This is a genomic window from Brevibacillus dissolubilis, assembly GCF_006170445.1.
Lineage (GTDB): Bacteria > Bacillota > Bacilli > Brevibacillales > Brevibacillaceae > Brevibacillus_B > Brevibacillus_B dissolubilis.
Genome location: NZ_VCNA01000013.1, coordinates 1 through 15,578, shown reverse-complemented (window position 1 = coordinate 15,578; position 15,578 = coordinate 1). Strand labels below are relative to the sequence as shown.

Below are 15,578 nucleotides of genomic sequence, written 5' to 3'. Positions count from 1 at the left end.
TTTATCGAATTTGAGTCACTCAATAGAGATTCTTATGAATGATCGAAAAAATTTAATTGCTCTCTCATTCACTCAAAGAATATAATGCTAGGTAAACTGACATTATATGATAGAGAATGAGTATGTTTACAGAGAGATATAAAGAGAAGGAGAGAGAGCTTGTGAATGCCTTGCTGCGTCCAGCGATGCTTTTCATGAACCGCATGCGGTTCCGAAACAAGTTTGTCTTTATCGGATGCTTGTTGCTGGTGTTGATCTTCACCATGTTATACACCTTGTTTACCGATATTTCGGAATCGATCGAGTTTACACGAAAAGAACAGATGGGGGTCACCTACACGCAGGCGGTCAAAGAAGTCCTGCAGGCAGTTCAGATGCACCGCGGGGGATCAACTGCAGAAGTCGATGCGGCGATCAGTGGTGTCGATGAGGTCAACAGCCGGTATGGGGCCGAGCTTGCGACCGACACGAGATGGGAGGAGATCAAGACCCACTGGAAGGAGACCAGCCAGCAGCTGAGCAGCCTGCCAACTGAGCAAAGCATCGTGCAACGAACTGAATTTATCAACGAACTGACGCAATTCCTTACATACATCGGAGAGACCTCGAATCTGATCCTCGACCCGGAGCTGGACACCTATTACCTGATGGACGGCGTGGTCAGTCTTTTGCCAACGTTAACGGGTCACGTCTCACAGGCTGCTCTGCACGCTTCCAATCCTGATGAAAAGAATTCGGTGTTCGCTAACTATTTTGGTATCCGTGCTGATTTGGAGAAGCAGACTCACGGGATAGAGCTGATCTTCTCCAAGCGCCCTGACCTGCAAGAAGAGCTGGAAAAGGTGCATCAGGAGGCTGATCAAGCTACACTTGCTTTACTCGAAGAGATGGAGCCGTATCTCTTTGGTGAGGCTGCCAATCCAGAGAGTAAGCCCCAATCATCAGGCTTCTCCAAGTTGAGCACCGCACTGGATGCGCAATACTTGCTCTATGACCGCATGGAAGAGGACCTGATGCAGCGCCTGCAAGAGCGGAGTGCTTCTGAGGAACAAAAGCTGCAAGTGATCGCCATCGTCGCTTTTGTGGTGATTCTCGTGACAGCCTATCTGTTCGTCGCGCTCTCCCGTTCGATCCGGTACACGGTTAATCATCTGGTAGCCTTGACGAATCAATATGCGGCAGGTGACTTGTTTGCTCGGGTGGAGGTCGATACCCGGGATGAACTGCAGGAAGTCGGTACTGCGCTCAATATCATGGCAGAGGCATTCCGTGAGACCTTGTCGGCATCCAGATCAGCAGCTGAGCGGGTAGCGTCCCTGTCAGAAGAGTTAAATGCAAGTGTCGAGCAGACGACCAAAGCATCACAGGAGATCGCCACATCCATGCTGGAGCTGGCTTCCGGCAACGAGCGCCAAGAATCAGCGGCCGAAGAGAGCGTCAAAACCATGCATGACATGACGATTGGCATCCAGCGTATCGCAGAGTCATCGACGATCGTCTCCGAAGTCTCCACCACCTCAGCTGAACAGGCCCAGCTCGGTAATGCCACTATGGAAAAAGCCGTCCGGCAGATGGAGCTGATCGGACAGTCGGTCAACATCTCCCAAGAGGTGGCTGAGCGTCTCAACAGCCGTTCACGCGAGATTGGGCAGATCGTCGAGGTCATCACGGGAATCGCATCCCAGACCAACCTGCTCGCACTCAATGCAAGCATTGAAGCAGCCCGTGCAGGTGAGCATGGCAGAGGCTTTTCCATCGTTGCCGAAGAAGTGCGCAAGCTGGCCGAACAGACAGCCGATTCCGCTCAGCAGATCGTTCACCTGATCCAATCCGTCCAACAAGACGCAGGTCAATCGGCTGACGCGATGCAGCAGGTAACACGCGAGGTGTCCGCAGGCAGAGCACTTGCCGATGAAGCAAGAGAGGCCTTCCAGCGTATTCTCCACTCGCTGAACAATATTGCCCGGCAGATCAGCGACGTATCTACCTCCTCCGAAGAGATGTCGGCTGGTACCGAAGAAATATTAGCCTCCATCGAGGAGATGTCCGGTATCGCGAGAGAATCATCCGAACGCTCCCAGACCGTGGCCTCCTACACGCAGGTGCAGCTCGCCTCCATGGAAGAGATCGAAGCATCTGCTGTCTCGCTTAACCGTATGTCACTGGAATTGGAAGAATTAATCCGCAAATTCCAACTATAAATATGTTGGGTAAAAATAAGGATGGAAGCATCAGGAAGCCATTGAGTCAGATGGCTTCTTTTTTTCTTATTTTTAAGGATTCCTGCTTCTAAAGTCTCAGGATCACGGTGTATAGTTAGATGGTGCAATTTTTGTTGGCCATAATGGTACACCATCGGGAAAGGGAGACACTATGCAATCAACAAGACGGCTTTCGCTAACCTACCAACTCCTTTTGATGATCGTTTTTCTTTTGTTGATTCCACTTACATGCACAGGATACTACCTCTATGCCAACATCACCCAGAATCTGATCCACTCTGAACAAGAACGCATCCAGAACGCCAGCAATGCCGTCCACAGCCTGATCAGCCAAATGGCACAGAATCTCCATGGGCTTACGATCGGCTACTCTCACTGGGAAGAGTTCAGACAGGCCATGATGCAATCCAATCATGCTTGGATCGAAGAAAATGTCAATGCGGCAGTGGATGCTACACCTGGTCTGCATTTTATCGCCACCAGCCGACTCGACGGCAAGATTGTCACCCAGACAGGGGATGTGCCGGAATTCAGCACAGCGCTTGGCAGGGACATTCTCAACCGCCTCACCAAAGAACCGGAGTTCAGCGGACTTGTACAGACCAAGCAAGGTCTCGCCGTCATCACCGCTTCCCTGATCACCGACAATGACGGCAAAGGCGATCCTGCCGGTATTCTCGTGTTTGGACGTTTGGTGGACGACAAGGCGTTGAGTGAATTCAAACAAACCCTGCAGGTCGACATCGCCGTTCTGACCGACACAGGTATTTTCCAATCAACAGCGACCAGTGTAACCCAAGAGATGATCACCGGGCTGGAGCAGACCCTGACCGAAGACGAGAAGCAGAGGGGCATTTCGTTTACCACCCTGGATGGACAAGAAGTGGGCCAGCAAGTCTCTTGGCTGACTGATATCTCAGGCCAACAGATGGGTGTCGTCTATCTCGCGCAGAACATGAAGACCACCAGCGAAATCAAACAGGATGTCAAAGCGGTCAATCTGATTGCGGGCCTGCTTTTGGTGTTTGTCCTGATTCTCATTACATGGATGCTGCAAAAACGGATCATTGCCCCGCTCAAAAGGCTGTCCCTGATCCTCGATGACGTCGCCAAAGGTTCTCTGATCATGCAGGTAGCGCCTGCTGATCTCAACCGCCGGGATGAGGTGGGACTGCTCGGTCAATCGACACAGCAGATGATGCACAACATGCGCACCCTGCTCGAACGAATCGCTCAAGCCGCCCATCAGGTCTCATCTGCTTCCCAAGAGCTGTCCGCCCATGCGGAACAGAATGCCCAAGCGACCAACCAGATCACCCTCTCGATCCAACAGGTGAAAATGGGCGCTGACCAGCAGGTGAGTGGTACGGCTCAATCAGCCGGGGCCATCGAAGAGATGACGACAGGGATTATTGCGATTGCAGAGACGTCGACAGTTGTAGCAGCAACTTCTGATGCTGCCACCTTACAAGCCGAGCAGGGGAATCGTTCAATCCAGCAGGCTGTGGCACAGATGGACAACATCAATGAGGCCGTACACCAGCTGGTCTTCACCATCGAGCATCTGGGTCAGCGCTCCCAAGAGATCAACCAGATCGTCGAGCTGATTCAAGGGATTGCTTCTCAGACCAACCTCCTCGCACTCAATGCCGCCATCGAAGCAGCCCGCGCCGGAGAGCAGGGGAGAGGGTTCGCCATCGTAGCCGACGAGGTGCGTAAGCTGGCAGAGCAGACCGCAGCCTCCACCAGCCAAGTAGCCAATCTGGTCGCCTCGATTCAGAGCGATTCCAGCACGTCGATCACCTCGATGCACCGAGTAACCGAGGAAGTGCGTACCGGGCTTGCGATCATCAGCGATACTGGCGAAGCCTTCCAGCGCCTCCTCGACGCAGCCCAACAGGTGACCGCTCAGATCCAAGCTGTCAAAGAAATATCCAGCCATATGAGTGAACAGACAGAACGCGTCAATGCCACGGTCGACCATGTGGCCCAGATCGCTGAAAAAACCGCCGATACCACTAAATACACAGCCGCTGCCTCCGAGCAACAGCTCGCTTCGATGGAGGAGATCAGCACCTTTGCCTACGGATTAAGTAAGATGTCGATGGAATTAAACGATCTGCTCAGCCGGTTCCGCACATAATCAGAGCCAGCCCACGGCAACTGCACTATTTTTAGAGCAATTGCCCCGACCCGCCAAAACAAAGAACTCCCCGCCCGAGAAGGTGATGTAATGAATCAACCTTCTGCTGCGGGGAGTTTTTTCTTTAAGACAAAACATCATTGCATTGCTCTAGGCGTAACCGGCGTACAGACAGTCCTTATCCGACCGGCATCGGCTCCATACCTCCGCCGCCACCGCCATTGGTGATCAGCACTTCATCACCAGCATTCAAGCCGCCGAGAATTTCCACGAATTCTGCACCCTCGATACCGACCTGCACCTCTTTTGGCATCGGCTGGCCCGTTTTTGGGTCTTTCACCATGACCGTTCCTTTGCCTTCTTCCATGATCTCCACGGCATTCAGCGGGAGACGCGGGACATCATCCTTTTTCACGATATGGATATCGCAGTCACCAGTCATCCCGTGCTTCATGCTGCTGCTGTCTTTGATCGCTACCTTGACTTCGAAGCGGACCGTCTTATCCTGCTGGGTGCCTTCCTGCGGGATTTCCACGACCGTGCCTGGAAAAGCCTTGTTGCCAAATGCCGTCACATACACATCAACTGATTGTCCCGTCTTAATCGACGGAATATCAATCTCATCCACATATGCTTTCATATAGACGGTAGAGGCATCCATGATCACCATTGCGGCCTTACCCGGATCGACGGTGTCTCCCACTTTCACATCCAGCTTCGTAACTGTACCGCTAGTCGGAGCGACAACTTGTTTTTTGGACAGCTCTTGTTTTTTCTGACCAAGAATCAGCTGAGACTCCTTCAGGGCAATCTCTTTTTCGCGGATTTCCAGTTCAGAGGATTTCAGATCCATCGTAGCAATCTGTTGCTTCGGCTGGATGTTATCGTTGGTATCGATCAAGACCTTGCCGACTTTGCCGTGGGTTCCGGCTGTCAGTTCGATCTCATCTGGGATTTCGAACTTGGTCGGTACTTGGCTCATGAAGATTTCGCCAGACGCGTTCCGGTATTCTACTTGTCCAAAATCATTCACATACAGAGAACCAGGATTATCTACCAGCACCTCTACACCGTGAAAGCCGGGGGCACCCTCTTTCTTTTCACCGACACGGTCAATCTTGGAGACGACGCCATTGGTGTAAGTGAGAGATCCGGTTAAAAAGATGCGTACCTTCATCCCGACCTTGAACTCATCAATCTCAACACTGGAGAATTGACCGACGATCTTAAGATGATCCGGATCAATCAGCTTGGCGACCACGGTTTCAGGTGTGACCGATTCGCCTTCTTTGATTAACACTTCTTTGACCTTTCCTCGTGCAGTAGAGGTGATCACGGGCTTGCGGTCTTTGAGATCAGCCAGCTCCGAGGTCAGCCGCTCCAGCGAGATCTCGTGCTTCTGATATTCCAGGGTCGCGTCCGTGCCGTCGATGGTGAAGAGGACATCGCCTTTTTTCACCTGCTGCCCCTCCTTGACGAGGAGCTGCTGGATTTTGCCCGAGCCTTCTGCTTTGACTTCCTCCCGTGCCTTGGCTTCGACCACGCCTGTTGCGTAGATTGATTTCTTCACCTCTCCACGGTCTACCACAGCACTTGGAAAAGAGGGCGGAGGCGGGACTTCACCTACATTCGCCGCATCCTGCACCGAAAAATACTGCTGATATCCATAATATCCGCCACCTGCAAGTAATACCCCGATCGCGCCAAGAATCCACCATTTCTTTTTCATCTATACTCTTCCTCACATTCTCATTATTCAGAGCGAATGGCCTGCAATGGACTGAGACGGGATGCACGAAACGCAGGGAAGATCCCCGCCAGAATCCCGATCAAAAAGGCAAACCCAACCGCAAATCCAGCCAGCCAGAGCGGCACGACCGCCAATTGCTGGATACCCTCAGGTCCACCTGGCCCACCACCGCCAAGCACATTACTAAACTCCGGATTACTTCGCGCCACGTAATTTAACAGCTGTACCGCACCCCAGGCGAGGCCCAACCCGGATATACCCCCGATCAGACCGATAAAGCCTGATTCGATCAAAAACAGCCAGCGGATATTGTACACGGTAGCCCCAATCACCTTCATAATCCCGATCTCTCTCGTACGCTCCAGAATAGACATGATCATCGTATTGATAATACCAATGGAAGCAACCAACAGTGAGATCGCAGCGATCCCCCCAAGAATCAGCTGGACAACAAAAAAGAACTGATTGATTTCTTTGAGTGCACGGGCAGGGGAGTAGATCTCGAAGCCGATTCTTTGTACGCGTTCCAAGGTAGGCTCTACCTGTTCACGTGACCCGACCTTCACTGTAATTGAATCAAAAATCACTTCTTCCTGCTCGGTACGGGAGCGGGTACGCTTTTGCTGGGGCTGCATCCCGCCGTATGGATCAAAACCTTGATTCATGCCTTCCGGGTTGAGCCATTTGTTTAACTCATTGATCATCTCCAATGGAACAAATGCCATATTGCCGCCAAAACGGCTCATTCCGTCAGACTTGGCGAGTTGACCGACTACGCGCACGCGAATCTCTTTTTTCTCAAACTTCGGCTCGTTGTCCACCATGAATTGTCGGTTGATCACGAGTGTCGCCGTCTTCCCCACCATATCGACGGTAGCCGCGTCCGAACCTCCGCCTTCCATCCCATAGGGAGGATAGCCACCTTGCATCATCGGGTCAGAGCCTGCGCCGGAAGCATTGCGTTTCCTCGCTTCCCGACGCTCCTTTTCCACGTCACGCATCATACGGGGCATTTCATAGGTGACGACGATTTCATTGGCAGAGCCGGTCAGATAGGTTCCTTTTTCAATCTCATCCGACTTGGACGAGCGGGATTCATGGACATCGATCCCCATCAGTTGTATATCACCTTCCCGACGACCCAGCTTGATCTGGGCACCGCCTTGCAGCGATTTGACCGGGATGACTGATTCAATTCCTTCGATTTGCTTGAGTTCCTGTACGGCTTGATAGTTGAGCTTCTTCATCTGTTCGGGAGGGATTGGCGTTTGTCCATCCGGTGACATATAGGCCGGCTGTACATCCATCTCCGTCAGATTACCGAAGTTCTCCAGGCTTTTGACGGCATTCTCCCGCAGTCCCAGACTGAGCGATATCATCGCGACGATCGCAGCCGTTCCGATCATGACACCGACCGAGGTCAAAATCGTGCGAAGCTTCATCCGCCACAGGTTCCGCCAGACAATCCGCAGTGAGTCCAGTAATTTCACATTGATTCTCCTCCGTTATGTTGCATGGATCATGGTCGTATCCTTTTGCACGACCCGTCCGTCCTGCAGATGAATCACCCGGTCTGACTGATTGGCTACCTCGGTATCATGCGTGACGATCACAAATGTCGTACCATGCTCCCGATTCATCTGCCGCATCAGCTGCAGGATCTCTTTTTCGGTCACACTGTCCAGATTCCCCGTCGGCTCGTCTGCCAGCACAATGCTCGGATTATTCACCAGTGCACGGGCAATACTGACACGCTGCTGCTGACCGCCGCTCAATTCATTCGGCTTATGACCCGTCCGTCCATCCAATCCGACCATCGCCAGCATATCCGCTGCCCTTTGACGCCGCCGCTTGACCGACTCCCCGGCAAAAATCAGCGGAAGCTCTACATTCTCCAATGCCGTCAGGTTAGGCAGCAGGTTAAACGACTGGAACACGAATCCCATGCATCTGCGGCGAAACAGGCACAGCTCATTTTCGTTATAACGGGAGATTTCTTCTCCGTTGATATGAATCTGTCCGGCATCGGGTCGCGTCAGACCGGCCATCAGGCTTAGCAGGGTGGATTTCCCTGATCCCGACGTCCCGCACAAGGCCACAAATTCACGATTGTCGATGTGCACATTAATATCGTACAGAACAGGAACCTTGATTTTGCCTGTCCCATAACTGTGCTGCACATCCTTTACAGTCAACTCCCCAGGACCGTTGCTCATGCATATCCCCCTTCATCTATTTATCTTATTTCCCCCTACCTATATAAGACTACGATATTTACAAAAAGTAACAGTAATATGTAAACTAATCAAAAAAAATTTTGAATCATGAAACGTTTGAGAAGCCCGCTTCGTCATACATGATGCCAGAAGTAATGACTACCCCCCACCCACCCATACACAGAAACACAAAGAGCGGCTCCAATTTTGTCTTTGGGTAATAATCCGACAAAATCTGAGCCGCTCTTACATATTTCGCCTTCATATTGTCGGGAAAAAGGAATAGCTTTCTATCCTGAATACTCTTATACTAACTATACATCCAAATTGAGGCTAATTTAGGTGATGGGATTGGATATGGAAGAGTTGAGCAATCGCATAGAAATGCTACGTGTCAAAATGGTACAGACTGCAATGCAAAAAGGTAGTTTGGTTGATACACATGTTCTCGAACTCAGTCAGCAACTGGATGAATTAATCCTCAAGTATCAGACAGCAAAAGGCAGAAAACTGGCAGCTCAAGGATAACGCATACATCATAGATCAATTGCCCCTTCTCGGTTATGAAGAGAAGGGCTTTATTTTGGGAAGATGGGGGAGGTTGACCCAGCCGACTGCGAGGCACTGACCATTCCAGGCGGTCCTAACTTCCCACGCTTGGACAAACAGGAGCTTCTTGCCCTGATTCGTACGTTCTAAGAACAGGGAAAGCTGCATACATCAACTCCATCACTCCCTATACACACAAAAAGCGTGCTGTTGGACGACGGCACGCTTTTTGTGCTTTCAGACAAGCTTCCAAACGATACGTAGAATCATATATTTTACTACGTGCAAAACTTTTGCGGGGCCGAAAGTCTATAGACAGCAGCCAACTATATGAAGGTGGGGATGGACCTATGCTGAACGAACGTTACCAACGCTTTTTTCTGGTTTTATTGCTGATATTTATTGGCATTGTGATAGGAATTTGACCATGTATGTTGTAATTGGAGTGGAGTGTCGCCGCATACGCTTTTCGCCTGGGAGGATGGATGCGGTGACGGCTCTTCTGTTAGACTTGGTCTTTTGATTTATACTTTATTTTGCAATCATCTCATTCAAGAAGGGAAAGGGCGCGGCATACATGAAAATTTCTCATCTGGACCATCTCGTTCTAACCGAAAGCTCTGCAACCGTCCAAAGGCTCAGCAGACCTCTGCTTCATTACAGAGACTCCGCTCACAGAAGTGATCTCCCATATTCAAGCCTGCCATATTGCTCTCGAAGTGGACGAGCCTGTCAGCCGCACAGGAGCGATGGGGGAGATCTTGTCCATCTACCTGCGTGATCCGGACGGTAATCTGCTTGAAATTTCCCAGTATACAGAAACGGAATAATATCCAGATTCGTCTTATTGCATGACAAGACATACTGCACAGACAGACATGAAAGGAACGGACTGCATGCGAAAAAATGTGATTCTTCTTATTCTTATGACACTCCTGGTAACCTTCGCTGCTCCCAGTTCTTATGCGACTCAACCGGTTTTTCAGCTTGGTGACGACGTGCTGCTCAGCAAGTACAGCCAAGTGATCGATGGTAAGCGCATCGGCTTGATCACCAACCAGACAGGCGTCAACAGCCAAGGCCAAAGCATGATAGACACACTTGCACACGATCCGGGTGCCCGCTTAACGGCTCTCTACGGCCCCGAACACGGCATCGATGGAAAAGCACTCGCAGGCACCTATGTTCCTTCTTCGATCCATCCAACTCTACAGATTCCCGTCTACAGTCTGTACGGCCCGACCCGGATGCCAACCGATCAGATGCTGACAGATGTTGACCTTCTGCTCTTTGACATTCAGGATATCGGCTCCCGTACCTACACCTACATATCTACACTTAACTACGCCATGATCGCTGCCAAACGCGCCAATAAGCAGATTGTCGTACTCGACCGGCCCAATCCGGTTGGGGGAGACATCGTCGACGGCCCCATGCTCCAAGAAGGCTACCAAACCTTCGTTGGTGTCGATATTCTTCCGATGGCCCACGGCATGACCATCGGTGAACTGGCCCTCTACTTCAACCGCAAAATCGGGGCCGACCTGACCGTTGTCCCGATGGATGGCTACACCCGCCAAATGCGCTGGCAGGATACAGGTCTCAAATGGATTCCAAGTTCGCCGCGCATTCCTGACCTAGAATCAGTCTTTGGCTACATGGCGACCGGTCTTGGGGAGGGGACAGGGATTTTTCAGGCAGACAACTTCCGCTGGATTGGTGGAAAAGGGCTGGATGCCCGCAAATTCGCCGCCCAACTGAACAGCGCCCAGCTCCCCGGTGTCACTTTTACCCCTGAACAGAGAGGTACAGCAGGCGGCGCTCGCTTGACCATCACGGATTACCATACCTTCAATCCAGCCAAAACCGGGGTGTATGCCCTTGCTTATGCCCGTATGCTAAGCGGTTTTCCTGTGCCCAGAAGTGTAGTAGGTCAGCCATTGCTGATGTTTGACAAAATTATGGGAACCGGCCAGATCGGGGACGCTCTCAGCAAAAAATACACACCGCAACAGATCGAACTGCAATACGCAACAGCGCTTCAACAGTTCCGGACTACACGCGAAGCCTATCTCATCTATGGCAACGAACCGGTGACGGCGACAGAGGTCATCCACAGAACGGTCACGATCCCGCAGCCTGCGCCAGTGCCTCCAGTGCCAAAGCCACCCGCAACACCAGCAAAGCCCGCAACGCCAACACCGAAACCACCCGCAACACCAGCAAAGCCTGCAACACCAACACCAAAGCCACCCGCAACACCAGAAAAGCCTGCAACACCAACACCAAAGCCACCAGCAACACCAGAAAAGCCCGCAACACCAACACCAAAGCCACCCGCCAAACCCAGCGCCCCCACCGGCAAAGTCGCCTACCTCACTTTTGACGACGGCGCTTCCAACGTGACACCGCAAGTTCTCGACGTGCTCAAGCAATACCGTGTCCGCGCCACCTTTTTCGTCATCGGACGCAATGCGGAGAAATACCCGGCGATGATCAAGCGGATGGCCACCGAGGGACATGTGATCGGCGGACACACCTACTCGCACGACTACAGCAAGATCTATTACAGTGTTGACGGCTTTTTCCAAGATCTCGACCGCGGCAACCAAGCGATCCAGAAGATCACCGGTCAAAAACCGACGCTCTTTCGTTTTCCCGGCGGCAGCAACAACTCCGTCAGCCTAAAAGCACAAAATCCAAACGTATACACCAAAGAAAAATGGATCATGCCAGACATTGTAAAAGCTGCCAAACAGCGTGGCTATCTCTACTTTGACTGGAATGTCAGCATCGGTGACGCCAGTTCAGGCGGCTATACCGTGGAATCCGCCGTCACCTATGTCAAGAACGGGATCGGCACCAAAAAAGAGATCATCGTGCTGATGCATGACGCCGAGACCAAAGCCACGACGGCCAAGGCACTCCCGCAAATCATCCAATACCTGCAAGCCCAAGGCTACCGATTCGACGTGCTTGGCCCTGCTGTAACCAATGTCGCATTTTTGCGATAACCCCAGCTGCTGAGTGATTTCAGCAGTTTTTTCTGTTATGAATGTGGTATGATTTACATACGAATTCGTATACGGAGGGCTTAGTGAAACAAACCTTTTCCCAACGATGGAGACAAGATTTGACCGACTACCAACAAGCACACCGAAATCCACTCAACCAACTCCTGCATTACTTTGCATTCCTGTTTGCCGCGCTGGCTTGGCTAACACTCTTCTGGGATTGGCGGCTTACGCTTGTGCTTGCTGTTTTGCATTACGTTTTCTCGTGGATCGGACATTTTGTATTTGAAAAGAATCAGCCTGCTTCCTTCCGACGGCCCCTGTTAGGCTTTTATGCAGGCTTCTCCTGGTTTTTTCTGCGTACGCTGGAACTGATCACGGGAAAACGATTCTTACCCTAATTGGAGGACATCGTATGCAAGAAGCATTGTTAGGAAGCATCTTGTCAGCTCTCTCGACAGGTCTGGGTGCCTTGCCGATTTTGTTTTTTAAAGAAGTCACACACCGCTGGCGGGATATTCTGCTCGCCCTGACCGCAGGGATCATGGTGGCAGCATCCACATTCAGCTTGATTCCGCAGGCATTGAGCCATTCGAGTTTTGTGGTGCTGTGTATCGGGGTGTTGCTTGGTACCGGGGTTTTGACGATGCTTGAGCGTTCGATTCCGCATATTGACCTAGAGCACAGCCGGGCCAATATCTCGATGGATAAACAATCGCTGCTGATTCTCTCAGCGATTACCCTGCACAACATCCCCGAAGGCTTATCGGTCGGTGTCAGCTATTCCAGTGAGGATCAGAGTCTCGGCGGTCTGATTGCTTTTGCCATCGGTCTGCAGAATGCTCCTGAGGGCTTTTTGGTCGCACTGTTTCTCATTAACCAAAAAGTCAGCAAAGGCAAAGCATTCATCCTCGCCACGATGACGGGTGCGGTCGAGATTTTCAGTGGCATGCTAGGCTACTCACTCACGTCCTATGTGAGCGGACTCGTGCCATATGGGCTTTCCTTTGCGGCCGGAGCGATGCTGTTTATCGTGTACAAAGAGCTGATTCCCGAAAGCCATGGGGACGGTCACGAAACAGCCGCCACCTATGCATTTATCGTCGGACTGCTGATCATGGTTGGCCTGATACAATGGTTCGGATAGGGGATCAGGGACTTTTGACGGGTTTTGATGAAAAATGTCAATTTCCTATGAACTTACTCTTATGTTTTTTGAATCAATTACCGAAATACTAAGTAGAGATATTTACGAGTAGTTATCCAAGACTACGGGGAACAGGGAGTGTCTAGATGGAAAAGTCGTCTTATATAGGTATTGTCATCGCTCTTATCGCAGTTATTGGTGGTATGGCTCTTAAGGGTGCCAACCCGGCAGCTCTTCTCAACGGGGCAGCATTCATGATTATTTTCGTAGGTACAGCGGCTACCCTGTTTATCGGATTCCCGATGAATGAAATCAAAAAGTTCCCGAAACTGATCAAAATCATCTTTAACGAGACAAAGCTGCCTGACAAACGCGAACTGATCGAACAGTTCATGAACTGGGCAGGGATTGCCCGCCGTGAAGGTCTTCTCGCTCTGGAGAATCAGGCAGACGAGATCCAAGACACCTTCCTGCGCAATGGGATGAAGATGATCATTGACGGTGGCGAACCAGATTTCGTCCGCGATGTATTGGAAGAAGAGATCGCCGCTATCGAAGAGCGTCACCAGGCGAATGCCCTGATCTTCACCCAGGCGGGTACGTATGCTCCGACCCTTGGGGTACTTGGTGCCGTAATAGGTCTGATCGCCGCACTTGGTAACCTGTCTGACATCGAAAAACTGGGTCACTCCATCGCAGCAGCGTTCGTCGCAACTCTGCTGGGTATCTTCTCCGGTTATGTACTGTGGCATCCATTCGCCAACAAGCTCAAACGCAAATCCAAGCAAGAAATCGAAATCAAAAAAATCATGGTGGAAGGCCTGCTCTCCATTCAAGCCGGCGTATCTCCAACCGCTATTGAACAAAAACTCCTCGTATATATCCCAGTATCTCAACGTAATGTGGAAAAACCAGAGGCTAAGGAGGAAGGAGTAGGGGTAGATGGCTAAACACAAAAAGCATCACCATGAAGAGCACATAGACGAAACGTGGCTCATTCCCTACGCTGACCTGCTCACCCTGCTTCTTGCCCTCTTTATAGTACTGTTCGCCAGCTCAAGCGTTGACGCCAAAAAATTCAACCAGCTTGTCCGTTCTCTTAATGTCGCCCTCAACGGCGGTACGAGTATTTTCCAAAACCCTAGTGCGCTGCCAATCCCAGAGGAAGTGGCCCAGCAATCCTTAGAGCGCAACCAAGCGGAAGAATCGGAAGAGAAAAAGGACAAAAAGAAATTTGAGCAAGCTGAAAAGTTCCAGCAAGAAACAGAGCAACTCGGAGAGCTCAAAGAACAGCTCGATAAGTATATTGCCAACAACAATCTTAAGGATAAACTCCAGACCAAGATTACCGACATGGGTCTGTTGATTACGATCACCGATAGCGCTTTATTCGATTCCGGCAGTGCCTTAGTCCGTCCGGAAGCCCGTAAGCTTGCAGGTGAGATCTCCAAGCTGCTCGTACCGGATGCACGACGTGTTACCGTATCCGGCCACACCGACAATGTGCCGATCCGTACCAGCCAGTTCCCGTCCAACTGGGATCTCAGCTCAGAACGAGCACTCAACTTCATGAAAATCCTCTTGGAAAACAAAAGCCTCAATCCATCCAATTTCAGTGCGACAGGCTATGGTGAGTACCAGCCGATCGCTCCGAATACAACATTACAAGGACGTGCCAAAAACCGTCGCGTTGAGGTAGCTATTCTGCGTAACTACGAGAAAGCAGACGGACAATAAAAGAGAGCTGACGACCAGCTCTCTTTTTCCTTTTATTTCCGCTTGCATAATGTATGGCACCCTGCTAAGATAGATAACTGTGAAAGACACACGGGCCTATAGCTCAGTTGGTTAGAGCGCACGCCTGATAAGCGTGAGGTCGGCTGTTCGAGTCAGCCTAGGCCCACCATTCTTTAATTTATGAGTTATCTCAATAGATGGGGCTGTAGCTCAGTTGGGAGAGCGCCTGCCTTGCAAGCAGGAGGTCATCGGTTCGATCCCGTTCAGCTCCACCATCTGTTTCATACCTGCATGCGGACGTAGCTCAATTGGTAGAGCGTCGCCTTGCCAAGGCGAAGGTCGAGGGTTCGAGACCCTTCGTCCGCTCCATTATTTCATTAGGATGTGCCCTTAGCTCAGCCGGATAGAGCGTTTGACTACGAATCAAAAGGTCGGGAGTTCGAATCTCTCAGGGCACGCCATTTTTTTTGTTGATTGACTTGATTTTTGGAGTGTTAATATGGTAGAGTGTTATTCGGTTGTTCGTTCTCGCACTGATAACCTCGAAAAAACTTCGAAAAAAGAGGTTGACGAGAAACGAGAGGCATGATAATATGAATCTCGTTGGTTGAGAACAAAATGAACAACGAAGCAACTCGGTTTATTTTGTTAAAGCAATTAACTGCTAACGAAGAATGTTCTTTGAAAACTGAACAGCGAAAGCAAATGATAATTCAGCCAAGCAACAAGTTTTTGACCTAGATCAACTTCAACTTTATTGGAGAGTTTGATCCTGGCTCAGGACGAACGCTGGCGGCGTG

At 50.8% G+C, this 15,578-nt stretch carries 12 protein-coding genes and 4 tRNA genes; 13 read left to right on the top strand and 3 right to left on the bottom strand.

Annotated features, from left to right (window positions below; genetic code table 11):
* The first annotated feature begins 161 nt into the window (after positions 1-161).
* Positions 162-2,201 carry a methyl-accepting chemotaxis protein gene (locus tag FGI41_RS20270; RefSeq protein ID WP_176560363.1) on the top strand — a complete coding sequence of 680 codons (2,040 nt, stop codon included), beginning with the start codon at positions 162-164 and terminating at the stop codon, positions 2,199-2,201.
* A gap of 172 nt (positions 2,202-2,373) precedes the next feature.
* Positions 2,374-4,365 (top strand): methyl-accepting chemotaxis protein, encoded by a 1,992-nt coding sequence (locus FGI41_RS20265; protein ID WP_139492135.1) that lies wholly within the window; start codon positions 2,374-2,376, stop codon positions 4,363-4,365.
* 178 nt (positions 4,366-4,543) lie between these two features.
* Here the strand turns inward: FGI41_RS20265 and FGI41_RS20260 are convergent, their stop codons facing one another.
* The 3 genes from FGI41_RS20260 to FGI41_RS20250 are packed head-to-tail and all read right to left on the bottom strand — an operon-like array spanning position 4,544 to position 8,331.
* On the bottom strand, positions 4,544-6,094 hold the full coding sequence (locus tag FGI41_RS20260) for an efflux RND transporter periplasmic adaptor subunit (RefSeq protein ID WP_139492134.1): 1,551 nt from the start codon (positions 6,092-6,094) through the stop codon (positions 4,544-4,546).
* Positions 6,095-6,117: 23 nt separating this feature from the next.
* On the bottom strand, positions 6,118-7,605 hold the full coding sequence (locus FGI41_RS20255) for an ABC transporter permease (RefSeq protein WP_139492133.1): 1,488 nt from the start codon (positions 7,603-7,605) through the stop codon (positions 6,118-6,120).
* Positions 7,606-7,620: 15 nt separating this feature from the next.
* Positions 7,621-8,331, bottom strand: coding sequence for an ABC transporter ATP-binding protein (locus FGI41_RS20250; RefSeq protein WP_139492132.1), 711 nt, complete (start codon positions 8,329-8,331; stop codon positions 7,621-7,623).
* Positions 8,332-8,688: 357 nt separating this feature from the next.
* Between FGI41_RS20250 and FGI41_RS20245 the strand changes: the two genes are divergently transcribed.
* The 11 genes from FGI41_RS20245 (at position 8,689) to FGI41_RS20195 (ending at position 15,239) form a co-directional block, all read left to right on the top strand.
* Complete coding sequence (locus FGI41_RS20245) at positions 8,689-8,859, top strand: aspartyl-phosphate phosphatase Spo0E family protein (RefSeq protein ID WP_139492131.1); 171 nt, start codon at positions 8,689-8,691, stop codon at positions 8,857-8,859.
* A gap of 701 nt (positions 8,860-9,560) precedes the next feature.
* Positions 9,561-9,710 carry a VOC family protein gene (locus tag FGI41_RS20240; protein WP_218015248.1) on the top strand — a complete coding sequence of 50 codons (150 nt, stop codon included), beginning with the start codon at positions 9,561-9,563 and terminating at the stop codon, positions 9,708-9,710.
* A 96-nt stretch (positions 9,711-9,806) separates the two neighbouring features.
* Positions 9,807-11,894, top strand: coding sequence for an exo-beta-N-acetylmuramidase NamZ domain-containing protein (locus FGI41_RS20235; protein ID WP_368656800.1), 2,088 nt, complete (start codon positions 9,807-9,809; stop codon positions 11,892-11,894).
* An 83-nt stretch (positions 11,895-11,977) separates the two neighbouring features.
* Positions 11,978-12,295, top strand: a complete 318-nt coding sequence (locus FGI41_RS20230) for a DUF962 domain-containing protein (RefSeq protein ID WP_255298560.1) — start codon at positions 11,978-11,980, stop codon at positions 12,293-12,295.
* 14 nt (positions 12,296-12,309) lie between these two features.
* On the top strand, positions 12,310-13,041 hold the full coding sequence (locus tag FGI41_RS20225; protein WP_139492128.1) for a ZIP family metal transporter: 732 nt from the start codon (positions 12,310-12,312) through the stop codon (positions 13,039-13,041).
* A gap of 146 nt (positions 13,042-13,187) precedes the next feature.
* Positions 13,188-13,991, top strand: coding sequence for a flagellar motor stator protein MotA (gene motA / locus FGI41_RS20220; protein WP_139492127.1), 804 nt, complete (start codon positions 13,188-13,190; stop codon positions 13,989-13,991).
* Complete coding sequence (gene motB, locus FGI41_RS20215) at positions 13,984-14,778, top strand: flagellar motor protein MotB (RefSeq protein ID WP_139492126.1); 795 nt, start codon at positions 13,984-13,986, stop codon at positions 14,776-14,778. Before motA ends, motB begins: the two co-directional genes overlap by 8 nt.
* 92 nt (positions 14,779-14,870) lie before the next feature.
* Positions 14,871-14,947 (top strand) — tRNA-Ile (locus FGI41_RS20210).
* Between the two features lie 30 nt (positions 14,948-14,977).
* Positions 14,978-15,053, top strand: a tRNA-Ala gene (locus FGI41_RS20205).
* 18 nt (positions 15,054-15,071) lie between these two features.
* Positions 15,072-15,147: transfer RNA gene (locus FGI41_RS20200), tRNA-Gly, on the top strand.
* Positions 15,148-15,162: 15 nt separating this feature from the next.
* Positions 15,163-15,239 (top strand) — tRNA-Arg (locus FGI41_RS20195).
* Positions 15,240-15,578 lie beyond the last annotated feature (339 nt).